This window comes from Pseudomonas sp. TH07, assembly GCF_016651285.1.
Classification (GTDB): domain Bacteria; phylum Pseudomonadota; class Gammaproteobacteria; order Pseudomonadales; family Pseudomonadaceae; genus Aquipseudomonas.
On record NZ_JAEKED010000001.1, the window covers coordinates 5,156,457 to 5,179,500 of the forward strand.

The following is a 23,044-nucleotide window of genomic DNA, read 5'->3' on the forward strand; positions in this document are numbered from 1 at the left end:
GTCATTCTCCATCGCGATAACCCTCGAAAAAAAGTGTTCGTCCAGGGCCGGCAAGCCGGGGCGCCATTTATCCAATAGTGTTTGCCAGGCACGGCGCACAGCTGTTATCTGTATGCATAACCAGTGTCTTTTTCCGCGGTGCCTGCCTTCTGTGACTTCCAACCCCCTCGAAAACCCGTTCTATTACCTGCACAACTTTCAGCAAGTGCTGGCCTGGATCGAGCAGCGGTATGCCGACCTGCTGTGCCCTGAAGAGCAGCGCTTCATCGCTGATTTCGCCGGGTTGCCGCAACCTGCCCAGGCATTGCTGGTACGCCTGGTGATGCGCAAGGGCCGGCATTTTCGTGCCGCCAAGCTGAGTTATGCCGAGATCGGCGATATCACCCTGGCGGCCACGCCCCTGGTGCGCCTGGGCTGGGTCGACCCGGGGGCCGAGGTGTCCCTGGACGAGCTGTTCGGTCTGTTGCAAAAGTCCGAAATCCTGCAGTGTTTCGCCGCCCTCATCGATCAGCCCAAAGCCAGGAAAACCGATTGGCTGGCGGCATTGACCGAGCATGGGGCCCCGCCCCGAGCCTTCGCCGATTGGTGCCCGCAGCTCGATGATCAGTTGCTGAGCCTGACAGTCATGGATCTGTGCGATCGCCTGCGCCTGATGTTTTTCGGCAACCTGTACCAGGACTGGTCGGAGTTCGTGCTGGCCGACCTTGGCATCTACACCTACGAAAAAGTCGAGTTCAGCGCCGATTCCCGCGGCTTGCGCAGCCGCAGGGACGTGGATGGCTTTATCTATTTGCAACAGTGCCAGGAAGCCTTCGAAGCCGGGCACGAGCTGGCTGATGTGCTGGCCCGGATCCAGGCCTTGCCCATCGACAACCCCTGGCTGGAAAAACGCCGCGCCAAGCTGCTGTTTCAGTTGGGCCAGCACTGCGAACGCCTGGCGGACTGGGCGCTGGCCCTGGCGATCTATAGCGGCTGTGCCTACCCCGGGGCGCGGATGCGACTGATCCGCGTGCTGGAACGCAGCGGCGACTATCCCCAGGCCCTGGCGCTGGCCGAGGTAGCGGCCCAGGCACCGCAAAGCGCAGCCGAACAGCAGCTGTTGCTGCGGGTGTTGCCGCGCCTGCGGCGCAAGCTGGGCGGGCCGGTCCAGCGCCGGGTGCCGGGTCGCGAGCCACAACGCCTGGAGCTGAACCTGGCCCGCAGCGATGCGCTGCTGTCGGTGGAGTACCACGTCCAGGCCCACCTGCATGCCGAGCAGGCCCCGGTGCACTATGTCGAGAACAGCCTGATCAATTCGCTGTTCGGCCTGCTGTGCTGGCCGGCGATCTTCGCACCGTTGCCCGGGGCGTTCTTTCACCCGTTCCAGCGCGGGCCGGTGGACCTGTTGAGTGAAGATTTCCATCCCCGTCGCGCCGAGTTGTTCCAGGCCTGCCTGGCCGAGCTGGATGACGGGCGTTACATCCGCACCATCCGCCAGCGCTTCGTGGCCAAGTGGGGCGTGCAATCACCCTTCGTGTTCTGGGGGGCGCTGACCGAAGAGCTGCTCGACCAGGCCCTGGACTGCCTGCCAGCGATCCACCTCAAGCACTGGTTCGAGCGCCTGTTGCTGGATATCCGCGCCAATCGTGCCGGCATGCCGGATCTGATCCAGTTCTGGCCCGAGCAAAAAACCTACCGCATGATCGAGGTCAAGGGCCCGGGCGATCGCCTGCAGGACAACCAGTTGCGCTGGCTGGAGTTCTGCCACCAGCACCAGATGCCGGTGGCGGTCTGCTATGTGCAATGGCAGGAGCAGCCGGCTTGAGCTACCGCATCGCGGTGCGGGCGCTGTGCGAGTTCACGGCCAAGATTGGTGACCTCGACTTGCGTTTCACCCCATCGCCCACTGCGCTCGAAGGCATCGCCGGCCATCGCACGGTGGCCGCCCGACGCAGCCCCGGCTACCAGAACGAAGTGGCCCTGCAAGGCCAATATGGGCCGCTGACGGTCAAGGGCCGGGCCGATGGCTACGACCCCATGCAAAACCTGCTGGAGGAGGTCAAGACCTACCGTGGCGACCTCAGCCGCATGCCGGCCAACCATCGGCAACTGCACTGGGCCCAGGCCAAGGTCTATGGCTGGCTGATGTGCCAGGCCCTGGAACTGAGTGAGATCCGCCTGGCGCTGGTGTATTTCGACATTGTCAGCGAGCAGGAAACCGCCTTGGTCGAGCCCTTTGAGGCGGCGACGCTGGAGCAGTTTTTCAAGCAGCAATGCGCAGTCTTTGTGCAGTGGGCCGAGCAGGAACTGGCGCACCGCAGCACGCGGGACCTGGCAACCCAGGCCCTGGCGTTCCCCCATGGGCAGTTTCGCAGCGGCCAGCGCTCCCTGGCGGAGTCGGTGTACAAGGCAGTGAGCACCGGGCGCTGCCTGATGGCCCAGGCACCGACCGGGATCGGCAAGACCATTGGCACCATCTTCCCCATGCTCAAGGCCATGGCCCCGCAGCACCTGGACAAGCTGTTGTTCCTGACGGCCAAGACCCCGGGCCGCAAACTGGCGCTGGATGCGTCCCAGGTGCTGTTCGACAGTTGCCCCGAACTGCCGTTGCGGGTACTGGAGCTGGTGGCCCGGGACAAAGCCTGCGAGCACCCGGACAAGGCCTGCCACGGCGAGTCCTGCCCCCTGGCCCGCGGCTTCTACGATCGCTTGCCGGCGGCGCGCCAGGCGGCCAGCCAGGTGCGCCTGCTGGACCAGCAGCGCCTGCGGCAGATTGCCCTGGCGCATGAGGTCTGCCCCTATTACCTGAGCCAGGAAATGGCCCGCTGGAGCGACCTGGTGGTCGCGGACTACAACTACTACTTCGATTTCAGCGCCTTGCTGTTCGGCCTGGCCCAGGCCAATCAGTGGACCGTGGCGGTGTTGGTGGACGAGGCGCACAACCTGGTGGAGCGCGGGCGATCGATGTACAGCGCCAGCCTCGACCAGTACCAGATGAACACTGTGCGGGCGGCGGCGCCCGAGGCGCTGAAAAAGCCCTTGCAACGCTTGAACCGGGAGTGGAATGCCCTGCACAAGGAGCAACTGGCACCATACCAGGCCTATGCCCAGGCGCCGGCAGCCTTGCTCAAGGCCCTGTCGCTGTGCGTTTCGGCGATTGGCGATTACCTCAACGATCACCCCCAGGGGCTGGATGCCAGCCTGCAGGGTTTCTACTTCGAGATGCTGCAGTTCACCCGGGTTGCCGAGCTGTTCGATGAGCACTTTCTGTTCGATATCAGCAAGCGTGAGCTCAATGCCAAGCGCAGCCTGTCCCAGCTGTGCCTGCGCAATGTGGTGCCGGCGGGTTTCATTCGCCCGAGGCTGACGGCGGCGCGCAGTTGCGTGCTGTTTTCCGCGACCCTCAACCCGCGGCATTACTACAGCGACCTGCTGGGCCTGCCGGACACCACGGTCTGGGTCGATGTCGAGTCGCCGTTCGACGCGGCGCAACTGGAGGTGCATATCGTCAAGCGCATCTCCACCCGTTTTGTGCATCGCCAGGCGTCCCTGGCGCCGATTGTCGAGCTGATGGCTCGCCAGTTCCGTCAGCGTCCCGGCAATTACCTGGCGTTCTTCAGCAGTTTTGATTACCTGCAGCAGGTGGCGCAGCTACTGGCCCGAGAGCACCCGGACATTGCCCTGTGGCTGCAATCGCGGGGCATGGACGAAGGGCAGCGCCAGGGCTTTCTCGATCAGTTCAGCAGCGAAGGCCAGGGCATCGGGTTTGCGGTGCTGGGCGGGGCGTTTGGCGAGGGTATCGATTTGCCGGGATCGCGGCTGATCGGTGCCTTTATCGCCACCCTGGGCCTGGCCCAGTTGAACCCGGTGAACGAGCAGTTGAAGCAGCGCATGGCGGCGATCTTTGGCGCCGGTTATGACTACACCTACCTCTACCCGGGGCTGCAGAAAGTGGTACAGGCGGCGGGCCGGGTGATTCGCAGCCAGCAGGATCGCGGGGTGGTGATGTTGATCGATGATCGTTTTGGCGAGGCACGGGTCCAGCAACTGCTGCCGAGCTGGTGGGCCTTGCAGCCCGATCTGCCGCTGCCGGGTTGAGTTCATGCGAGTTGAGTTCATTGCTCCAACTGATCAAGAAACAGCGTCAGCCGTTGCGCCAGCTGCCGGGCCTGTAGCTCCAGGCCGGAACCTGGGCGCTGCTCGCGCAGTTGGTTTTCCAGCTCGACACAGGCGCGCGCCAGGGGCAGGGCGTTGACCACGCCCAGGGCCCCGGCAACGCTGTGAAAGCATTGCGCCGCGTGCAAGGTATTGCCCGTGTCCAGGGCGATCTCAATGCGCTGGATATCCGCACGCAGGGTGCTGATAAACACTTCGCGCAAGGCCACGGGCAGTAGCAGCGCATCCATATCGGCGGCGCAAGGTGGGCTAGACAAGGGCATGGGCAGTAGCCGCTCCGAGTGGGTGGCAGGGGTTGCGGGTTGGGGCGATTGCGCGTGCAACAGCGGCAGGTTCAGGTGTCCGGCGGTCCGGGCTGCGGCGGCGCCTTGGCGTAGGGCGCGAGATAACTGAGCAGCGTGCGCAGGGAAAAGGGTTTGACCAGACAGCGCTCCATGCCGGCCGCCAGGCATTGGGCTTCTTCGCCGTGCATGGCGTTGGCGGTTGCACCGAAAATCGGCGTACTGCACCCCAGTCGCCGCAGCTCCCGGCTTAATTCATAGCCATTGAGCCTGGGCATGTTGATATCAGTCAGGACCACATCGAAGCGCTCGTTGTGCCACAGGCTCAAGGCTTCGTCGCCGTTGCCGGCCAGTTTTACGCTGCAGCCCAGTTCTTCCAGCTGGTCCTTGAGGATCAACTGGTTGATCACGTTGTCCTCGGCCACCAGCACATGCAGGCCCAGCTTGGGCAGGTCGTGGCTCTGGACCAGGGTTTCGTCCTCGGTAGCGGGCTGTCCCTGGGCCTGGCTGACGGCCCGGTGAATGGCCCGCAGGTCGCTGACATCCACCTGCCAGCCATGATTGCGGCGCGGCTCGTGATGCCCGATGCCGCAGGCCAGAACCAGCGGCCCCTGCCATTCGGGTTCGAGCCGGTGCTTGATGGCGCCCGGGTGCAGTTCGAGCAACACGCAGTCGCTGGCGGCATCGATGTAGCCGGGCAGGCGCAGGTGCACCCGCGCGCCCCAGCGTCGCAACCAGCCCGCCAGGCTCTCCGCCAGCTCGCGTACTGAAGACCGCACGTAGATGATCTGGGGGCCGAGCAGGGGCATGAAAGGGGATTGGGCCGTGTCCATGGCCCGTTGCAACGGCAGGCTCAGGCTGAAGCTGCTGCCCAGCCCAAGCTCGCTGACCACGCGCATGTCGCCGTTCATCAACCGTGTCAGGCGCAGGCAGATGGGCAGGCCCAGACCGGTGCCGGCAACCACGTTGGTATTGCCCGAGGTCTGGAAAAACGGTTCGAACAGCATCCTTTGGTCCTGCTCGGCGATGCCCTTGCCGGTATCGCTGACCTGCCACTCGAGGGTGCAGCGGTTCCCCTTCAGTTCAAGCAGGTGGGCCCGCAGCACCACGCGCCCGACATCCGTGAACTTGAGCGCATTACTCAACAGGTTGCCGAGTATCTGCCGAATGCGCGCGACATCACCCACCAGCCGTTCCGGCAGTTGCCACTCAAGGCAGGCATACAGTTGCAGGCCCTTGGCCTGAGCGGCGGCGGCATAGCTCTGGACGATTTCGCAAGCCAGGTCCAGGGGCGAAAACTCCCGGAGTTCCAGTGCCAGTTCTCCGGCTTCGATTTTCGACACGTCGAGCACGCCGCAGATCATCTGCAGCAGGGTCGCCGACGAGCCCTCCATCGCCTGCAGATAGTGTTTCTGCTGCTGGTCGAGCCGGGTGCGCCCCAGCAGTTCCAAGGTTCCGAGCACACCATAGAGCGGGGTCCGGATCTCGTGGCTCATGGTAGCCAGGAACAGGGTCTTGGCCTCGTTGGCAGACTCGGCCAGGGAACGGGCTTCATCGAGTGCGGCTTCAACCTGCTTGCGTGTGCTGATGTCGCTGAAGGCGCAGAGCAGCACGTCTTCGCCGTGGTAGCGGGTCGGCACCGAACTCAGCTGGAGGTGCCGGCCCTCGGCGGTTTCGAAATCATCGATGGGCGCGCCGCCATCCGGTTCAAACGCCTGCCGGATCCAGCCATCCCACAGCAGGCCTTGGGCTTTTCCTTGATCCAGCCATTGTTGCGCCAGGGTATTTTCCAGGACCACCTGACCGTCGCTGCGGCGTAACACGCACAGGGCCACGGGGGCGGTCTGGATCACGTCGCGGCTGAAAGCCTCACTCTCCACCAGTGCCTGGATCCGGTTCAGCGCCGGGACGATAAAGTGCTGCTCCACACGCCGGGTCAGCAAGTAGATCAGGCCGCTGCTCAGCAGGCTGAACAGCAGCGCGCCCAGCAGTTGCGGCCACAGATCCTGGAGCAGTTTGCGCAGTTCGAAGGCGTAGATCAGTTGCCAATCTGTGGACTTGAGTTGCTTGCGGATCACCAACTGCTCGGGAAACCAGGCACCGCCGATAAAACCGAAAAAGTTGTCGTGCTGCAGCTCAAGCAGGGCCTGGCTCAAGCGGTAGGTAGGGGTGTTGGTGAGGACCAAGGCGCCCTGGGAGTTGAGGATCATGAATTCCCCGGCGCTCTGGTCGCTGAGAGCCGCCAGGACTTCGTTGCCATCCATCTCCAGGCCCAGCCAGCCGGAATCGGCGACGCGATGATCGAGGGCAAAGAAAATGTACAGCTGGGTGGACTGCGCCGATTGTTCGGTCAGCCACTGACCTTCCTCGCCGAGCGTCATCCGGGGTTCCCGCGTCGACAGGTGCTCCATTACCGACGCCGGAACGGCGGCTGCCTGCGGGTTGGCGCTGTACAGACGCTCGACCCGAGGTCGAGGGCCTGCGCTGATGTACAGCAGATTCAGTTGATTGCGCTTGAGGTGTTCGCGCATGCGTTCGGTGAGCCAGATACTCCACCGCTCGCCATCGGCATTGCCCAGTTGCAGCCTGATCTGGTCTTCAGCCGCTGGAGGCAGTTGCGCCTGTTCCGCCGTCTGGCGCACCGCCGACAGGCTGAGGCTTTCGAGCAGGGTTTCACGGGTGGTGAAGAAGGTTTGCGCCTGGGCGATGGCGCCGCTCATGTAGCTGTGACGCCGGGACAGGTTGTCGTTCAGGGTCGAACGCACAAAGTTGTAGACGCCGATCAGGATGCCTGCGAGCAGCAGCAACGCAAAAAGCCGAAGCAAGCGGAGAACGGCTTCAGGCCGGGAAAAGAGTGGATTTATCTGATGCAGGCAGCTTTTTAGTCTCATGCGCCAACTGTAAAGCTGAGACACACTGCCCAGGCATCAGACGAATCTTAAATACATCGGTGTCAGAACTCTGCTAATCGTCAGTCTTTTCTGAGCAGCGTCCAGAAAGCGCCGATTCGGGCTCAAATCATCGCCAGGCGTCGCTTGCGTGTGGGGCCGGCGAAGGCGCTATCGATGGCGGCCAGATCCTCGGCCTCCAGTTGCAGGCTGGCAGCGGCGGCGTTGAGTCGCAGGTGTGCCGGATGCACCGCCTTGGGAATCGCGATGACCCCCTCCTGGCGCAATACCCAGGCCAGGGAAACCTGGGCCGTGGTCACCTGGTGGCGCTGGGCAATCTGTTCCAGCAGCGGATGGGCGAGCAGGGCGCCGGCCTGGGCAATCGGGCAGTACGCCATGATCGGCAGGCGCTGCTGCTGGCTCCAGGGCAGGAGGTCGAACTCGATGCCGCGCTCTTCGATGTTGTACAGCACCTGGTTGGTGGCACAGGCCGGTGCCGCCAGCTCCTGCAAGTCGTCCAGGTCGAAGTTGGACACGCCCCAGCGCCCGATCTTGCCGTCGGCCCGCAGGCGTTCAAAGGCCTCGACGGTTTCTTCCAAGGGGTACTGGCCGCGCCAGTGCAGCAGGTACAGATCGATATAGTCAGTGCCCAGCCGTTTCAGGCTGCGCTCGCAAGCCTGGGGGATACCCTGGCGGCCGGCATTGTGCGGGTAGACCTTGCTCACCAGAAACACCTGCTCGCGCCGCCCGGCAATGGCTTCGCCGACCACTGTCTCGGCGCCGCCCTCGGCGTACATTTCGGCGCTGTCGATCAGGCTCATGCCCAGATCGATACCGGTCCGCAACGCGTTCACTTCCCGGGTCCGTTGATGACGGTCCTCGCCCATGTGCCAGGTGCCTTGTCCTATCACCGGGACGCTGACGCCCGCCAGTTCGAGCCTGCGCATACATAACCTCCTGAAACAGCCTGATCGGCTGTGGGGCCCCAGAAAAACAAAGGTGCCGCGTGGGGTCAAGCCGACCGGCTTGGCGGGGAGGGGTTCAATATATCTAAAAAGAATAAAATACTAATTATTTATTCCTTTAAAACAGTTCGCCAAGGGTGCACTTTAGCCCTCAGCCACCCGGCGAATTTGCCGGGCCTCACACAGGAAGACCGAGCATGACCATTAAAGCGATCAACGTACGCAATCAGTTCAAGGGCGTGATCAAGGAGATCCACGAAGGCCAGGTGGTTTCGGAAATCGACGTTCAGACCGCGTCGGGCATCGTCACCTCGGTGATCACCACCCGTTCGGTGCGCGACCTGGAATTGAAGATCGGCAGCGAAGTCATTGCCTTCGTCAAATCCACCGAAGTGTCGATCGCCAAGCTCTGAACCCGTTTTGAGCGCAAGGGTTGCGCGCAGGGGTTACGGCGCGCATCGGACTTTTTCAATTCACAGGGGAGTGAAGCATGTCGCACTCGCTGGATATCACCGCGCTGCCTTCGCTGGACCTGGCGCTGCTGGACGGTAGCCCCGCGCAGCGCCAGGGGTTTCTTGAGCAACTGCGCCATGCGGCGCGGGATGTGGGGTTTTTCTACCTGACCGGGCACGGCATCGACAGCCAATTGCTGAAACAGGTGCAGCAGCAGGCGCGGCAGTTCTTTGCCTTGCCCGAGGCGCAGAAACTGGCGGTGGGGATGATCAATTCCGCGCATTTTCGCGGCTATAACCGCGCGGCCTCCGAGATCACCCGTGGCCAGCCGGACTTGCGCGAGCAGTTCGATGTCGGGGCCGAGCGCCAGGCCCTGGCACTGGACGCCCACAGCCCGGCCTGGGCACGCCTGCAAGGGCCCAACCAATGGCCCGAAGCCTTGCCCCAACTCAAACCCTTGCTGCTGGAATGGCAACAGGCGATGACCGCCATGTCCCTGCGCCTGCTGCGCGCTTTCGCCCTGGCGCTGTCACTGCCGGAGCAGGCCTTCGATCAGTTGTACGGCGACAAGCCCAATGAACACATCAAGTTGATCCGCTACCCCGGTCGTGTCCCCGGCGAAAGCCAGCAGGGCGTCGGCGCGCACAAGGATTCCGGGTTCCTGAGTTTTCTCTTGCAGGACCAACAGGCCGGGCTGCAGGTGGAGGTCGAGGAAGGCCGCTGGATCGATGCCCTGCCACGGGAGAACTCGCTGGTGGTGAACATCGGCGAGCTGCTGGAGCTGGCGAGCAATGGCTACCTGCGGGCCACCGTGCACCGGGTGCATTCGCCGCCGCCGGACCGCGATCGCCTGTCCATTGCGTTCTTCCTCGGCGCCCGGCTGGACGCAGTGGTGCCGCTGTATCCGCTGCCCGCCGAGCTGCAACGCGAAGCCCGTGGCCCGGCCAGCGACCCGGCCAACCCGCTGCTGCGCGATGTCGGCTGGAATTACCTCAAGGGGCGTCTGCGCTCCCATCCGGATGTGGCGCAGCGCTTCTATGGCGACGCCTTGCTGCCCGCGGCACTGAGTGCCTGACCTCTTTATTCGTTATCCGATCAAGGACTGCCCCATGTTGAAGAAAAGCGCATTGACCCTGGCGTTGTTGAGTGGACTGTCCGCCGCATTTGCCGTGCAGGCCGTGGAACCCCTGCGGGTCGCCGCCGACCCGGTGCCCCACGCGCAGATCCTGGCCTACGTGCAGAAGATCGACCCGCAGTTGCGCCTCAAGATCATCGAGATCCCCAACGGCGTGAATTCCAACGAGTTGCTGGCCCACGGTGATGTCGACGCCAACTATTTCCAGCACCTGCCGTACCTGCAATCCCAGGAGCAGGCCCTGGGCCAGAAGTTCGCGGTGGCCGCCACGGTGCACATCGAGCCCCTGGGGATTTACTCCCACCGCCACAAGAGCTTCGACCAGGTGCCCGTCAAAGGCACAGTGGCGGTGCCCAATAACGTCACCAACCTGAGTCGCGCCCTGTACCTGCTGCAAGACAATGGCCTGATCAAGCTCAAGCCCGGTTTCGACGACCCGGCCCGCGACCAGGCGACCCCCAAGGACATCGCGCAGAACCCCAAGCAACTGAAGATTATCGAGATCGAATCGCCGCAGATCCCCCGGGCCCTGGACGATGTCGACCTGGCGGTGATCAACGGCAACTACGCCCTGGAAGCCGGGCTGGTACCGGCCAAGGATGCCCTGGGCCTGGAGAAGGCCGCGCACAACCCCTACGCCAACATCCTGGTCACCACCCCCAAGCTGGTGGATGACCCGCGGATCAAGCAATTGGCCAAGGACCTGAATTCGCCGCAAGTGGCCAAGTTCATCACTGAAAACTACTCGGGGTCGGTGATCCCGGTAGCGGTCGCGGGCAGCCAGCCATGATTGAAGTCGAGCAGTTGAGCAAAAGCTACGGGGCCGGGCAGGCACCGGCGCTGGACCGGGTGTCGTTGAGCATCCCCGATGGCGCGGTGTACGGCATTCTCGGGCGCAGCGGGGCGGGCAAGTCGACCCTGTTGCGTTGCCTCAATCTGCTCGAACGCCCCAGTTCCGGGCGCATCATCATGGACGGGCAAGACCTGACCACCCTGGGCGACAAGCCACTGCGCCAGCAACGCCAGCGCATCGGCATGATCTTCCAGGGCTTCAACCTGCTGCATGCGCGCACGGTCAGGGACAACATCGCGGTGCCCCTGGAAATCGCCGGCATGCCCAAGGCCCAGCGCCTGGCGCGGGTCGGCGAGCTGCTGGACCTGGTGGGCCTGGGCGACAAGGCCGAGGCCTTTCCCTCACAACTGTCGGGTGGACAGAAGCAGCGCGTGGGCATTGCCCGGGCACTGGCTGCGCGCCCGGCGTATTTGCTCTCGGATGAAGCCACCAGCGCCCTTGACCCGGAAACCACGGAGTCGATCCTGGAGCTGTTGCGCGATATCAATCGCCAGTTGGGGGTGACCATTGTCCTGATCACCCACGAGCTGGAGGTGGTCAAGTCGATCTGCGACCACGCCGCCTCCCTGGCCCAGGGGCGCCTGGTGGAGGCCGGGCCGATTCGCCAGTTGCTGGCGGACCCGGGTTCAAGCCTTGGGCGCTCACTGTTGCCCGGTTACCAGAGGGCGCTGGGTGCGGAAGACGACACCCGCCAGGCGCTGGAACTGACGTTTTTCGATTCCCTGCTGGCGACCCCGATTCTGCAAGAACTGGCCCAGCAGCAAGGGGTGGATGTGAGCTTGCTGGCCAGTGGCGTGGAGTCGATCGGCGGGCAGCGGGTAGGACGCCTGCGTGTCGCGTTTCGCCAACCCCACGATGCGCTGAAGCTGGCGCAGGTGGTGGATTTTCTCAAGCAGCGCGGGGTCAGGGCTGAATCCTCATGAACAAAACCACTGACTGGAATGAAATCGCCCAACTGCTGTTCAACGCCACCGGGGAAACCCTTTACATGGTGTTGCTGGCCGGGCTCTTTACCCTGCTGATCGGCCTGCCGCTGGGGGTGTTGCTGTTTGTCAGCCGTGCCCGCGGCCTGTATCCGCTGCCCAGGCTCAACAACGCCCTGGGGGCGCTGGTCAACCTGGGGCGCTCGCTGCCGTTCGTGGTGATGCTGATCGCCTTGATTCCCCTGACCCGGCTGGTGGTGGGCACCACCCTGGGCAGCACGGCGGCGGTGGTGCCGATCACCATTGGCGCCTTTCCTTTTTTTGCGCGAATCGTCGAGAACGCCCTAGATGAAGTCGACAAGGGGCGCATTGAAGCGATCCTGGCCATGGGCGGTGACATTCGCCATGTGATCTTCAAGGTGCTGCTGCCCGAAGCGCTGCCGGCACTGTTGGCGGGGATCACCCTGACCCTGGTGATGCTGATCGGTTTCTCCTCGATGGCCGGGGTGATTGGCGGTGGTGGCCTGGGCGACCTGGCGATTCGCTACGGCTACCAGCGTTTCAACAACCAGATCATGGTCGCCACCGTGGTGGTCCTGGTGATTCTGGTGCAGGGCGTGCAGAGCCTGGGGGATCGCCTGGTGCGCTCGCTGGCTCACCGGCGCTGAAACCGTCACGCAGCACAGCAAGCCCGGTGCGAAGGGTCGCGCCGGGCTTTTTCGTGGGTGCCTGGATCTGCAGTCTGGCTGCTGCAGTCGCTTCAATCAGCCCCCCGCGGGGCAGTGAAAAGCGCCGTAACAATCAACGGGCTTTGCAGGGCGGCTGATTGGAACTATGCTTTTTCGACATTTTAGTGACTGTTTTTCATGTGCGGGCCAAATGAAAATTGATGATATCGATGCCTTTGTCGAAGTGATTCGTTGCCAATCGATCAGCCATGCGGCCGAGTCGCTGCAACTGACTCAACCGGCGATTACCCGGCGTGTACAGAACTTCGAGCAGGCCCTGGGGGTGGAGCTGTTCGACCGCAATACCAAACCCTTGAAACCCACCGTGATCGGCACCCGGGTCTATGAGCAGTGCCGTTCGATCCTGCGGGAAATGGACGCCCTGCGTGAACTGGTAGCCAGCGACACGCCGCCCACCGGGCTGTTTCGCCTGGGCGTGCCGCAAACCATTGGCGATGTGGTGCTGCTCGATGCGCTCAAGCACCTGCGCAGCGAATACCCGGACCTGCGGGCCCAGGTTGCCACCGGCTGGGGCGGCCAGTTGGTGGGCAAAATCGAAAGTGCCGAACTCGATGCGGTGGTGGCCTTGTTCCCGGCGGGCAAGGTGTTCCCGGAAAACATCATTGGGCAATCCATCGGCAAGATCGAACTGGTAGTGGTCTGTGCCCGCGACCTGGTGCCCAAGCGCCCCTGCAAGCTTGCCGACTGCTACCACAACGGCTGGGTGCTCAATCCCGATGGCTGCGGTTTTCGCGCCGGCCTGCAACGTACCTTGTCGGACCAGGGCCTGGCCTTGCGCGTCAACCTCGAAACCTTCGGCACCGAGTTGCAATTGGGCCTGGTGGCCGACGGCCTGGGGCTGGGCCTGGTGCCGCGACCGTTGCTGGAGCGCAGCGTCCACCGCGAACAGTTGGCGGTGGTGCCGCTCAAGGACTTCAAGCCGGTGATGGACCTGTGGCTGGTGTACCCGCACTTTCTGGGCAATCTGCAGGGGCCGGTGGAGTCCTTTGGCCGGCTGGTGGCCGCGTCATTGAAGAAGATCGGCGACGCAGCCTGAAGCTCGCCGCAGAGGCCGGGGCAGGGTGCCTGCCAGCGGCGAGGGGGCAGGGCCGGGCGAGGGCGCAGAGGAATAAACCTGAGCCTAAGCTAATTCCTAAATGATATTGGATTGTAGTTTTTAAGATCGTTTAGCTTTATGTCGCAAGGGCCGGGGCCTGCGTACCAGCGCAGCCCCCGGCCTTTGCGTCAGGCGTCCGTCTACAGGACTTGGCCTGATGTTCAGTCCATTTTTCCAGCCCCGGCGCCCAGGCTCACATGAGCGGCGCCGCCGGGGCCGCTTGGCGGAGCTGTCGTGTCAATCATTCAAACTTCTGTGGCGCAATCGCGGCTCGCTTCCGGGCTGCCGATCTCCCTCGACGATCCCGCCGGGGCGACCGACGTGGTGCTCGAACTGCGTGATATCACCAAGGCCTACGGGCGTGATCACGCAGGGTCGAAAGCGCCGGCGGTGAGCAACGTCAGCCTCAAGGTGCGGCGCGGTGAAGTGCTGTGCCTGATGGGCACCTCCGGCAGCGGCAAGTCCACCTTGCTGCGCCATATCAACCGCTTGATCGAGCCCAGCAGCGGCGAGGTGCTGATCGACGGCCAGGCCATCAGCGGCCTGAGCCCCCAGGGTCTGCGTGAGCTGCGCTCGCGGCGCATCGGCATGGTGTTCCAGCACTTCGGCCTGCTGCCCCATCGCAGCGTGCTCGATAACGTGGCCTTGCCCCTGGAGCTGCGCGGCGAACCCGAGGCCTTGCGCCACGCCGCAGCGGCCGTGCAGTTGCAGGCCGTGGGCCTGGAAGGCTGGGGCGAGCATTACCCCCATGAGCTGTCGGGCGGCATGCAGCAACGGGTCGGCCTGGCACGGGCGCTGGTCAGCGAGCCGGACATCCTGCTGATGGACGAACCCTTCAGCGCCCTGGACCCGACCATCCGCCGCGACCTGCAAAGCCATTTCCTGTCCCTGGTGCGCGAGCGCGGTATCAGCACCTTGCTGGTCACCCACGACCCGGTCGAAGCGGTGCGCCTGGCGGACCGGATCGCCGTGTTGCGCCATGGCCAACTGGTGCAAGTCGGCACCCCACAGCAGTTGCTCGAACAACCGGCAGATGCCGAAGTAGCAGACTTTTTTCGTGATTGCGGCCCGTCGCCAGTGGCCGCGCCCCAGGCCGCCGAGCCCCCTCGGCCGGTGGCCAACAGCGCCGGCGCAGTGGCCTATACCCAGGGGCTGCCCGGCTGGCAAGCCTTGCTCCTGGGGCCCGCAGCCCTTGCTGCCCGTGGCCGTGGCGGGCTGTTCTGGTTGACCTTCGGCGCTGAGCTGGCGGCCCTTGCGACCCTGGCCCGCGGGGTGCTGCAGGGCGCCTGGCTGCCGACGCTGGTGGCCGTCGCGGTATTGGCCGCCAGCCGTTTGATTGCCATCAGCCAGAGTGCCAAGCCGCTGCGTCGGGCCCAGGCCGGCTGGGGCCTGGCCCTGCTGGTGCTGCTGATCAGCCAGGCGCTGGTGGTCTGGCGGGTGGTGACGCCGGACGCCAGCGGTGCGCTGTTGCAGTTCCCGGCCAACCGCCAGGCGCTGCTGCTGACCGCCGACAGCATCGATCAATTCATCAGTTGGTCCCAGGTCAACTTCGAAAGCGCCTTTGTCGGGGTGATAGTCGCCGTGCGCACCGTGATCGAGGGCGTGGAAAACGTCCTTGGCTGGCTGCCCTGGCCGGTTGCGGCCCTGGCCCTGGTGTTGCTGGCATGGCGTTCGGCGGGCACCGCCCTGGCCCTGACCAGCACTGTGGCCCTGCTCTATATCGGCCTGTTCGGTTTCTGGGAGCGCACCATCGCCACCCTGGCCCTGGTCGGTTCCTCGGTGCTGATTGCCCTGGCCATCGGCGTGCCCACCGGGATCATCCTGGCCAAGCGACCCCTGGCCCGGCGCCTGATCACGCCCTTGCTGGATGTGATGCAGACCCTGCCGACCTTTGTGTACCTGATTCCGGCTGTGGCGTTTTTCTCGGTGGGCAAGACCCCGGCCGTGATCGCCACGGTGATTTTCGCCCTGGCGCCGATGATCCGCCTGACCTCCCTGGGCATCCAGGAAGTGCCCAAGGACGCGGTGGAAGCCGCCGTCGCCCACGGCGCCAGCCCCTGGCAGACCCTGCTCAAGGTGCAACTGCCCCTGGCTCGTCGCTCGCTGCTGCTGGGGGTCAACCAGACCATTGTCATGAGCCTGTCGATGGTGGTGGTCGCGGCGTTGATCGGCGCCGGTGGCCTGGGCTACGACGTGATGACCGCGTTGCGCAACATCAAGGGCGGCGAAGGCATGTTGGCCGGTGCGGCGATTGTGCTGTGCGCGCTGATCCCGGACCGAATCATTCAGTCGAGCCTGCGCAAGCAAGGCTCCACCTCTAACCAAAAGTGAGACATACCGTGAAGACACGCCTTTCGCGCACCCTGGGTGCCGCTGCATTACTGGCTACCCTGAGCCTGCCGGCCACCGTGCTGGCCAAGGACAAAATCGTCATCGGCGAACAGAACTGGACCGGCGCCATCGCCATCCAGCACATCCTCGGCGAGGTGATCAAGACCCGCCTCGACGGTGATGTGTCCTACCTGGCCGGCGACGTTGCGGTGCTGCTCAGCGCCGCCGCCAAGGGCGACGGTTCGGTGGATGTGCTGACCGATATCTGGCTGCCCAATCAGTCGGCCGCCTGGGCCAAATACGTGACCGGCGACAAGCATTCGCTGGTGCCCAACAAGCAGCCCTATGCCGGCGAACAGGGCTTCTACATCCCGGGTTACCTGCAAGACAAATACGGGGTCAAGAGCGTCTACGACCTAAAGAAACCGGAAGTGGCCAAGCTCTTCGAGCCCCTGGGCGGTGGTGAAGCCCAGCTGCTGGTGGGCCCGGCAGGCTGGGAGTCGACTTACATCGGCCAGGTCAAGGCCAAGGATTACGGGTTTGCCGACAAGTTCGAAGCGGTGTCCACCGAAGCGTCGGTGACCTACGCCAAGCTCTCGGCGGCCTACAAGGCCGGGCGCGGCGTGGTGTTTTATGCCTACACCCCGGACTGGATTTTCTCCGCCTTCGACCTGCGCCGCCTGGAAGAGCCGGCATTCGACGGCTATGCCCAGGACAACAAGAAGGGTGACCCGTTGTACAAGGCCGATGGTTGCTGGAAGTTCATCAGCCCGACGGTGGACCCGGACTGGCTGAACAAAAGCAAAATCACCTGCGCCTTCCCGGATGCCAAGGTCTACGTCCTGGCCTCTGCCACCTTGCAGCAACGCGCGCCACGCATCGCCAGCTTCCTGCATAACGTGGCCCTCGACCCGGCCGTGCTCAATGGCCTGATCCTGCAGATCGAAAAAGAAAAGCAACCGGCTGACGTCGCGGCCAAGGCCTGGGTCGATGCCAACCGGGCAACGGTCGACAAATGGCTGGCCGAGCCGCAGCAGACCGTTGGGGCTATTCAATGACCAGCGCCAGCCTGCGTCTGCTCGATGGCGGCATGGGTCGCGAGCTGCAGCGCATCGGCGCGCCATTTCGCCAGCCGGAATGGTCGGCCCTGGCGCTGATCGAAGCCCCCGAGTTCGTACTCCAGGCCCACCGCGCCTTTATCGAGGCTGGGGCACGGGTGATCACCAGCAACAGCTACGCCCTGGTGCCTTTTCATATCGGCGAACAACGCTTTAACCAACAGGGCCGGGCCCTGGCCGAGCGTGCCGGGCAGGTGGCGCGCCAGGCCGCTGCCGACAGTGGGGAAGCGGTGATCGTTGCCGGTTCGTTGCCGCCGGCCCTGGGCTCCTATCGCCCGGACCTGTTCGATCACTCGCGTTCGGTGGCCATCCACCGGGTACTGATCGACGGCCTGAGTGCCCACGTCGACCTGTGGCTGGCGGAAACCCAAAGCTCGATCGCGGAAGTCCGTGCCGTGGCCGAAGCCCTGGGCAGCGACAGCAAGCCGTTGTGGCTGTCATTCACCTTGCTCGACGTGCCGGGCGCCGATGGCGTGGCGCGCCTGCGTTCCGGCGAAGCGGTGGCCGAGGCGGTGCAGGTGGCGGCGCAACTGGGGGCCAGGGCGGTGCTGTTCAATTGCAGCCAGCCCGAGGTCATGGCCCAGGCGCTGCGCGATGGGCGCCAGGTGCTCGAGGCCCTGGGCCTGGACCTGGAGTTGGGGGTGTATGCCAACGCGTTCCCGGTGGTCAGCAGCGATGCCAAAGCCAACAGCACCTTGTTGCAGATCCGCGATGACCTGGGCCCCGAGTCGTACCTGCACTGGGCGCGCACCTGGGTTGAGGCCGGGGCGAGCATTGTCGGCGGTTGCTGCGGCATCGGCCCGGAACACATCGCCGCGCTGCACCGCCACTGGTTCGCGGCAGAGGCGCAGCAGGCGACCTTTGGCGCCGGTTGTTTCTGGGGCGCCGAAGCGGCCTTCCGGCAATTGCCCGGGGTGCTCGACAGCCGTGTCGGCTTTGCCCGGCCTGCCAGTGGCGAGGCGCTGTCGATAGAAGTCGTGCAGGTTGATTTCGACCCCCGGCAGATTGCCTACAGCCGCCTGATCGAGGCGTTCTGGACCCTGCACGACCCGACCTCGGTCGACCGTCAGGGGGCGGATGTCGGGGTCAAATACCGCTCGGCGTTGTTCGTCAATGGCCCCGAACAGGCCGCCAGCGCCGAGGCTGCCCGCGAGCAACTTGAAGCCAGCGGACGCCTGGCCAAACCGGTGGCGACCGTGGTGCTGCCCCTGGGCGAGTTCGAACTGGCCGCCGAAGAACACCAGCGGTACCTGGAAAAACACGGCGCCAGCGCTTGCTCGCTCTGAACCTTGAACCGGTCGCGGCCCGCGTGCCGCGCCCGGCTTTCCCTTGATGATTGTTGCGAGGTCTGCATGAAATTCTCCCGACACCTGCGCGCGCTGCTGGCCGGCGCCATACTCGCCGCGCCCCTGGCGCACGCGGCCGACAAGCCGGTGCTGCATATCGGCGATCAGAACTACTACAACATCCGCGCCTCGGTCGAAGCTTCCGGGGTGCTGGAAGGCGCGCCCTATACGGTGGACTGGAAACACTTCCAGGCCGCCGCGCCCCTGGCCGAAGCCCTGAATACCGGGGCCCTGGACCTGGGCTTTCTCGGGGATTCCGGGTTCCTGTTCCTGGCGGCCAAGCAGGCGCCGGTGAAACTGATCGGCGTTTCCCGGCAAAATCCCGACACCATCGCCTTGCTGGTGGGCAAAGACTCCACTGCCAAGAGCATCACCGACCTCAAGGGCAAGAAAGTCGCCTACTGGCCCGGCGCCTGGAGCCAGCAACTGACCTTGCGCGCCTTGGAGCAGGCCGGGTTGCCGGAAGATTACGTGCAGTGGGTCAAACTGATGCCGATTGACGCCGCGGCCGCCTTGCCCCAGGGCAGCATCGACGCGTTTCCGGTGTGGGAACCCTATATCTCCCAGCAGATCCTGTTTTCCGGCGCGCGTCCGATTGTCAGTGCCAAAGGCCTGATGCCTGGCCTCAGCGCAATTGCCGCCTCCACGCCGTCCATCGACAGCAAGCGTGAAGCCATTGCCGACTTCCTCCAGCGCCTGAAAAAAGCCCGGGCCTGGGTCGATACCCACACGGACGAGTACGCCGACCTCTGGGCGAAAAAAGCCAACCTCGACCAGGGCGTATCGCGCCACTGGTTGCGCCAGGCGCATCTGACCCTGGGCCCGGTGGATGCCCAGGCCGCCGCTGACCTGCAAGGCACGGCGGACTTTCTGTTCAAGGTCAAGACCCTGCAGGCGCCCTTGAACACCGCGCCGATCATCGATCAGTCGTTCCAGAAGGCCTTGGCCGACTGAACCCTCGCGCACGGCGCGGTCAAGCAACGGCAGACAAGGAAAGGTCGCGATGCCACAGCTCAGCCCGGATCCCGGCGCCCGTCAGCGCTGGGCAGCCCTGACCCGGATCAACCTGTTGTCGGTGCTGTCGCAGATCGTGCAGATCGGCACCGTCACGCCGTTGCTGTCGTTGTCCCTGGAGCAGCGCGGCGTCGGCGCGACCGGGATCGGCCTGATCGTCAGCGCGGCCTGGCTGGCGATCCTGCTGCTGTACAAGCAGGTGCCGAGGATCCTGGCCCGGCTCGGGCTGGTCCGGACCAACCTGCTGAGTGCCTTGCTCAGCGTGCTGGCACTGTTGGGCATGGCCTTCAGCGAGCACCTGGTGCTGCTGTTTCTGTTGAATTTCCTGTTGGGTATCGGCCTGATCCTGCGCTGGATCGCTTGCGACACCTGGATTGTCGCGGTGGCCAGCCGCAGCGAACGCGGCCGGGCGATTGGCGTGCACGAAACCCTGATGGGCCTGGGCATCGCCGCCGGGCCTTTGCTGCTGGTGGCGCTGGGGGTGGAGGGGCGGCTGCCGTACCTGGCCTGCGCCGCGATCATTGCCCTCAGCGCTGGCCTGGCCCTGAGCCTGCTGGCCCACGACTGTCGCCCGCAAACGCCCCTGGCCAAACACCATTCGCGGTTGTTTACGCTGATCCCCCTGGCCTTGTGCGGGGCCTTCGTCGCCGGCTTCTGCGAAACCTCGTCGGTGGCTTTTCTGGCCGGCTATAGCGTGTCCGCCGGTTATCTGCTGACCGCCGCCACCTTGTTTATCGCCTTGTTCGGTGCCGGCGGCACTCTGTTGCAACTGCCCCTGGGCTGGCTCGCCGACCGCACTTGCAGCCGCAGCGCACAACGGACCTGCGCACTGCTGGTGCTGGCGGGCACCCTGGCCATCCCCTTGAGCCAGCCGTGGCCGTGGCTGGCGTCGTTGCTGGTGTTTGTCTGGGGCGGGGCCATCGGCGGCCTGAATACCCTGGCGGTGATGGAAGCCGGCGAGCGGGTGGCTGAGCATCAGGTGTCGACTGCCATGACCGCGATTGCGCTGTTCTACACCCTGGGCAGTGTCCTCGGACCGATTGCCACGGGGTTGGCGGTGTCCCATATCAGCGCCAGTGGCTTGATGCTCACGGTGGGGGCGGTGGCGCTGCTGTTTCTCGTCCTCCTGGCCTGGCACCGAGCGCCGCGCCCCTAAACCCTCGGCCTGTCATGGACGGCTGGGATCAATGCCCCACCAACTCTTCGAGCAATTGCTCCTTGTAGCCTTGCAGCACGCTTGAGGAACGGTCCCGCGGGTGCGGCAGGTCGACCTCAATCTGGTGCTTGATCCGGCCTGGGTGGGCGTCCATCACGATCACCCGGTCGCCGAGGTACAGCGCTTCCTCGATGTCGTGGGTGACCATGATCACCGTGCAGCGCTGCTGGACCCAGATGCGTTGCAGCTCGTGTTGCAGGTGGACCCGGGTCAGGGCGTCGAGGGCGCCCAGGGGTTCGTCCAGCAGCAGCACCTTGGGTTTGTTGATCAGCGCCCGGGCGATGGCCGCGCGTTGCGCCATGCCGCCGGACAACTGATGGGGGTAGGCATTTTCAAAGCCCTGGAGATTGACCAGGGCAATGTGCTCGGCCACCAGCCGGTCTTTTTCCGCCTGGGGCAGGGGATGGTTCTTCAGCGCCAGGGCGATGTTCTTGCTCAGGGTCATCCACGGGAACAGGCGATGGTCCTGGAACACGATGCCCCGTTCCAGGCTGGTGCCGGAAATGACCTGGTCGTCGAGCAGGATCTGGCCCTGGTACTCGGCTTCAAGCCCGACAATCAGCCGCAGCAGGGTGGATTTACCGCAACCGCTGGCGCCCAGGATGCTCACGAACTCCCCGGGGCGGACCTTCAGGTTGATCTCTTGCAGCACCGGCAGGGGTTTGCCTTCGATCTTGTAGGCCTTGCTCAGGCCACGGATCTCAAGGGCGCCGCTCGCCAGTTGCGGGCTGCGGGACGGGGCGTGTTGGGCAATTGCGTTCATGGGGTGGCCTTTCAACGAATGGAGCGCCAGCGCAACAGGTGGCGGCTCAACAGGGTAAACAGCAGGTTCATCAGGTAGCCGCAAAGGCCGATGCACAGCACGCTGAGCACAATGACCTCCATTCGCGAGCCGGCTTCGGCGTTCATCATCAGGTTGCCCAGGCCAGCCCCGGAAGACAGGAACAATTCACTGCCCACCGCCGTGACCCAGGCGAATGCCAGGGCGTGCAACACACCGGTGGCGATGCTCGGCACAGCGGCCGGCAGCAGCACATGACAGAACTGCTGCCAACGGCTGAACACCAGCACCTGGCCGACCTCGCGGTAGCGCTGCTCGACGTGACTGAAGCCCTGGTAGGTGTTGAGCACCATCGGGTAAAAGGCGGCGAGGCTGACGATCAGCACCTTGGAGAACTCGCCATTGCCGAACCACATGGCGATCAGCGGGATCCAGCCCAGCATCGGCACCTGGCGGATCGAGTGAAACAGCGGGCCGATCAGGCGGTTGGCCAGGCTCGACAGCGCCATCAGCACCCCCAGCAGCACGCCGAACACAATGCCCAGGGCCAGGCCGCTGCTGGTGCGCGCCAGGCTTGCCAGCAGGTTGACCAGCAACTCGCCGTTGCCCAGCAGTTCGAGCAGGGCGCTGCCGATGGTCGACAGCGGCACAAAGGCATAGGCGCCGGCGGCGTCCTGACGCGACAGGTACTCCCAGGCGCCGATCAACAGCAGCGGCAGCAACAGGCCACGGGTTTTTCTCAGCCAGTGCAACATGGGCGGCTCCTAGCGGGTCTGCCAGCGGAACAGGTGCTGTTCCAGGCGGCGAAAGGTGAAGTCCAGGGCAAAGCCGATGACCCCGGTAACCAGGACCCCGACCATGACCACGTCGATGCGCAGCATTTGCCGGCCCATTTCAATCATCTGCCCCAGGCCGCTGTCGGCTGCCAGCAACTCGGTGGCCACCAGCACCACCCAGGCCCGGGTCAGGCTGATACGAAAACCGGTGATGATCGGCGGCGCGGCGGCGGGCAGGGCGATTTCGCGGACCAGGGTCGGCCAGCGCAGGCGGTAGACGTCAGCCACCTCGAAGTAGCTGCGGGGGATGGCCTTGACCCCTTCGCTGGCGGCCAGGGCCACGGGGAAAAAGGCGGTCTTGGCGACGATGATGATCTTGAAGGTTTCGTCGATGCCGAACAGCAGCACGAACATCGGAATCAGGGCGATGCTGGGGATCTGGCGCAGAGTATGGAACAGCGCGCCGCAATACACCTCGACCTGCCTGGACAAGGCCATCAACACGCCAAAGGCCAGGCCGCTCAGGGAACCGATGGCAAACCCCAGGCCCAGGCGCGACAGGCTGTTGCCCAAATGCTCGTACAGTTCGCCACTCGCCAGCAGCCCGGCAAACGCCTGCACCACCTGGGCCGGCGGAATCAGCAAATTACGCGGGAAAATCCCGGCCGCGGCCACCAACGCCCATACCGCCAACAGCGCGATGGGCGAGATGAGCCAGGTCAGGGCAGTCAATACAGAACGGGTACGAAAGGCCATGGCGAGTCTTAATTCAGCGAAGTACCCCAGTGCCTTCGCAAGACCTGTGCCACTCCGGATCCGTAGCTGCGCCGGAGGCTGCGTTAGGCCTGGAGGGGCCGTGGTTTTTCTGGGAAATCACTGCGTCAGGGCTGGCCAGCGCCGCCTTCGGCAGCGGCTACAAGGGCCTGTCGTGGACCTGTAGCCGCTACCGCCAGGCTGCACTGTC

General features: G+C 64.4%; 19 protein-coding genes and 1 pseudogene. 14 read left to right on the forward strand and 6 right to left on the reverse strand.

All coding sequences use genetic code 11. From position 1 onward, the window contains the following. Nucleotides 1-151 precede the first annotated feature (151 nt). The gene (locus JFU57_RS23530) at nt 152-1,804 is read left to right on the forward strand and encodes a VRR-NUC domain-containing protein (protein WP_201130938.1); all 1,653 of its coding nucleotides are present in this window, start codon (nt 152-154) and stop codon (nt 1,802-1,804) included. After that, on the forward strand, nt 1,801-4,077 hold the full coding sequence (locus JFU57_RS23535) for an ATP-dependent DNA helicase (protein WP_201130939.1): 2,277 nt from the start codon (nt 1,801-1,803) through the stop codon (nt 4,075-4,077). Before JFU57_RS23530 ends, JFU57_RS23535 begins: the two co-directional genes overlap by 4 nt. Nucleotides 4,078-4,094: 17 nt before the next feature. Here the strand turns inward: JFU57_RS23535 and JFU57_RS23540 are convergent, their stop codons facing one another. The 3 genes from JFU57_RS23540 to JFU57_RS23550 form a co-directional block, all read right to left on the reverse strand. Next, entirely contained in the window at nt 4,095-4,418 is a 324-nt protein-coding gene (locus JFU57_RS23540) for an Hpt domain-containing protein (RefSeq protein ID WP_078473419.1), read from the reverse strand. Nucleotides 4,419-4,489: 71 nt separating this feature from the next. After that, entirely contained in the window at nt 4,490-7,327 is a 2,838-nt protein-coding gene (locus JFU57_RS23545) for a response regulator (protein WP_201130940.1), read from the reverse strand. Between the two features lie 122 nt (nt 7,328-7,449). Further along, the gene (locus tag JFU57_RS23550) at nt 7,450-8,271 is read right to left on the reverse strand and encodes an aldo/keto reductase (protein WP_201130941.1); all 822 of its coding nucleotides are present in this window, start codon (nt 8,269-8,271) and stop codon (nt 7,450-7,452) included. A gap of 215 nt (nt 8,272-8,486) precedes the next feature. Here JFU57_RS23550 and JFU57_RS23555 point away from each other — a divergent pair, with 215 nt between their 5' ends. From JFU57_RS23555 to JFU57_RS23605, 12 genes and pseudogenes are all read left to right on the forward strand, one after another. After that, entirely contained in the window at nt 8,487-8,702 is a 216-nt protein-coding gene (locus JFU57_RS23555) for a TOBE domain-containing protein (RefSeq protein WP_020297934.1), read from the forward strand. Nucleotides 8,703-8,779: 77 nt separating this feature from the next. Next, nucleotides 8,780-9,817, forward strand: coding sequence for an isopenicillin N synthase family dioxygenase (locus JFU57_RS23560; protein ID WP_201130942.1), 1,038 nt, complete (start codon nt 8,780-8,782; stop codon nt 9,815-9,817). Between the two features lie 34 nt (nt 9,818-9,851). After that, the gene (locus JFU57_RS23565) at nt 9,852-10,667 is read left to right on the forward strand and encodes a MetQ/NlpA family ABC transporter substrate-binding protein (RefSeq protein WP_201130943.1); all 816 of its coding nucleotides are present in this window, start codon (nt 9,852-9,854) and stop codon (nt 10,665-10,667) included. Further along, a complete protein-coding gene (locus tag JFU57_RS23570; protein WP_201130944.1) occupies nt 10,664-11,653 on the forward strand; it encodes a methionine ABC transporter ATP-binding protein in 990 nt (329 codons plus the stop codon). The genes JFU57_RS23565 and JFU57_RS23570 overlap by 4 nt, the downstream gene beginning before the upstream one ends. Next, entirely contained in the window at nt 11,650-12,321 is a 672-nt protein-coding gene (locus tag JFU57_RS23575) for a methionine ABC transporter permease (protein WP_020297930.1), read from the forward strand. The genes JFU57_RS23570 and JFU57_RS23575 overlap by 4 nt, the downstream gene beginning before the upstream one ends. A gap of 211 nt (nt 12,322-12,532) precedes the next feature. Further along, nucleotides 12,533-13,438, forward strand: a complete 906-nt coding sequence (locus JFU57_RS23580) for a LysR family transcriptional regulator (protein WP_078473413.1) — start codon at nt 12,533-12,535, stop codon at nt 13,436-13,438. Between the two features lie 342 nt (nt 13,439-13,780). Continuing rightward, a complete protein-coding gene (locus tag JFU57_RS23585; protein ID WP_201132181.1) occupies nt 13,781-15,829 on the forward strand; it encodes an ATP-binding cassette domain-containing protein in 2,049 nt (682 codons plus the stop codon). After that, complete coding sequence (locus tag JFU57_RS23590; protein WP_421546822.1) at nt 15,826-16,887, forward strand: ABC transporter substrate-binding protein; 1,062 nt, start codon at nt 15,826-15,828, stop codon at nt 16,885-16,887. The genes JFU57_RS23585 and JFU57_RS23590 overlap by 4 nt, the downstream gene beginning before the upstream one ends. After that, nucleotides 16,884-17,777, forward strand: a pseudogene (locus tag JFU57_RS23595) (homocysteine S-methyltransferase family protein); the annotation flags it as partial. The gene JFU57_RS23590 and the pseudogene JFU57_RS23595, both read left to right, overlap by 4 nt. Beyond that, on the forward strand, nt 17,766-18,233 hold the full coding sequence (msrA, locus tag JFU57_RS33315; RefSeq protein WP_274609829.1) for a peptide-methionine (S)-S-oxide reductase MsrA: 468 nt from the start codon (nt 17,766-17,768) through the stop codon (nt 18,231-18,233). The pseudogene JFU57_RS23595 and the gene msrA, both read left to right, overlap by 12 nt. Before the next feature lie 66 nt (nt 18,234-18,299). Beyond that, nucleotides 18,300-19,247, forward strand: coding sequence for an ABC transporter substrate-binding protein (locus tag JFU57_RS23600; RefSeq protein ID WP_201130946.1), 948 nt, complete (start codon nt 18,300-18,302; stop codon nt 19,245-19,247). 49 nt (nt 19,248-19,296) lie between these two features. Then, on the forward strand, nt 19,297-20,463 hold the full coding sequence (locus JFU57_RS23605; RefSeq protein ID WP_201130947.1) for an MFS transporter: 1,167 nt from the start codon (nt 19,297-19,299) through the stop codon (nt 20,461-20,463). A gap of 28 nt (nt 20,464-20,491) precedes the next feature. Here the strand turns inward: JFU57_RS23605 and JFU57_RS23610 are convergent, their stop codons facing one another. Genes JFU57_RS23610 through JFU57_RS23620 form a run of 3 tightly spaced genes read right to left on the reverse strand, consistent with a single transcriptional unit; the run spans nt 20,492 to nt 22,836 of the window. Next, on the reverse strand, nt 20,492-21,286 hold the full coding sequence (locus JFU57_RS23610) for an ABC transporter ATP-binding protein (RefSeq protein ID WP_078473407.1): 795 nt from the start codon (nt 21,284-21,286) through the stop codon (nt 20,492-20,494). A gap of 11 nt (nt 21,287-21,297) precedes the next feature. Then, nucleotides 21,298-22,059, reverse strand: coding sequence for an ABC transporter permease (locus tag JFU57_RS23615; protein WP_201130948.1), 762 nt, complete (start codon nt 22,057-22,059; stop codon nt 21,298-21,300). A gap of 9 nt (nt 22,060-22,068) precedes the next feature. Then, nucleotides 22,069-22,836: an ABC transporter permease gene (locus JFU57_RS23620; RefSeq protein ID WP_201130949.1), complete on the reverse strand. Its 768-nt coding sequence runs from the start codon at nt 22,834-22,836 to the stop codon at nt 22,069-22,071. Nucleotides 22,837-23,044: the final 208 nt, after the last annotated feature.

Excerpts from the sequence above, each read along its gene's own strand:
- JFU57_RS23540 (WP_078473419.1), bottom strand. The coding sequence starts at position 4,418 with ATGCCCTTGTCTAGCCCACCTTGCGCCGCCGATATGGATGCGCTGCTA.
- JFU57_RS23545 (WP_201130940.1), bottom strand. The coding sequence starts at position 7,327 with ATGAGACTAAAAAGCTGCCTGCATCAGATAAATCCACTCTTTTCCCGG.
- JFU57_RS23550 (WP_201130941.1), bottom strand. The coding sequence starts at position 8,271 with ATGCGCAGGCTCGAACTGGCGGGCGTCAGCGTCCCGGTGATAGGACAA.
- JFU57_RS23555 (WP_020297934.1), top strand. The coding sequence starts at position 8,487 with ATGACCATTAAAGCGATCAACGTACGCAATCAGTTCAAGGGCGTGATC.
- JFU57_RS23560 (WP_201130942.1), top strand. The coding sequence starts at position 8,780 with ATGTCGCACTCGCTGGATATCACCGCGCTGCCTTCGCTGGACCTGGCG.
- JFU57_RS23565 (WP_201130943.1), top strand. The coding sequence starts at position 9,852 with ATGTTGAAGAAAAGCGCATTGACCCTGGCGTTGTTGAGTGGACTGTCC.
- JFU57_RS23570 (WP_201130944.1), top strand. The coding sequence starts at position 10,664 with ATGATTGAAGTCGAGCAGTTGAGCAAAAGCTACGGGGCCGGGCAGGCA.
- JFU57_RS23575 (WP_020297930.1), top strand. The coding sequence starts at position 11,650 with ATGAACAAAACCACTGACTGGAATGAAATCGCCCAACTGCTGTTCAAC.
- JFU57_RS23580 (WP_078473413.1), top strand. The coding sequence starts at position 12,533 with ATGAAAATTGATGATATCGATGCCTTTGTCGAAGTGATTCGTTGCCAA.
- JFU57_RS23600 (WP_201130946.1), top strand. The coding sequence starts at position 18,300 with ATGAAATTCTCCCGACACCTGCGCGCGCTGCTGGCCGGCGCCATACTC.
- JFU57_RS23605 (WP_201130947.1), top strand. The coding sequence starts at position 19,297 with ATGCCACAGCTCAGCCCGGATCCCGGCGCCCGTCAGCGCTGGGCAGCC.
- JFU57_RS23610 (WP_078473407.1), bottom strand. The coding sequence starts at position 21,286 with ATGAACGCAATTGCCCAACACGCCCCGTCCCGCAGCCCGCAACTGGCG.
- JFU57_RS23615 (WP_201130948.1), bottom strand. The coding sequence starts at position 22,059 with ATGTTGCACTGGCTGAGAAAAACCCGTGGCCTGTTGCTGCCGCTGCTG.
- JFU57_RS23620 (WP_201130949.1), bottom strand. The coding sequence starts at position 22,836 with ATGGCCTTTCGTACCCGTTCTGTATTGACTGCCCTGACCTGGCTCATC.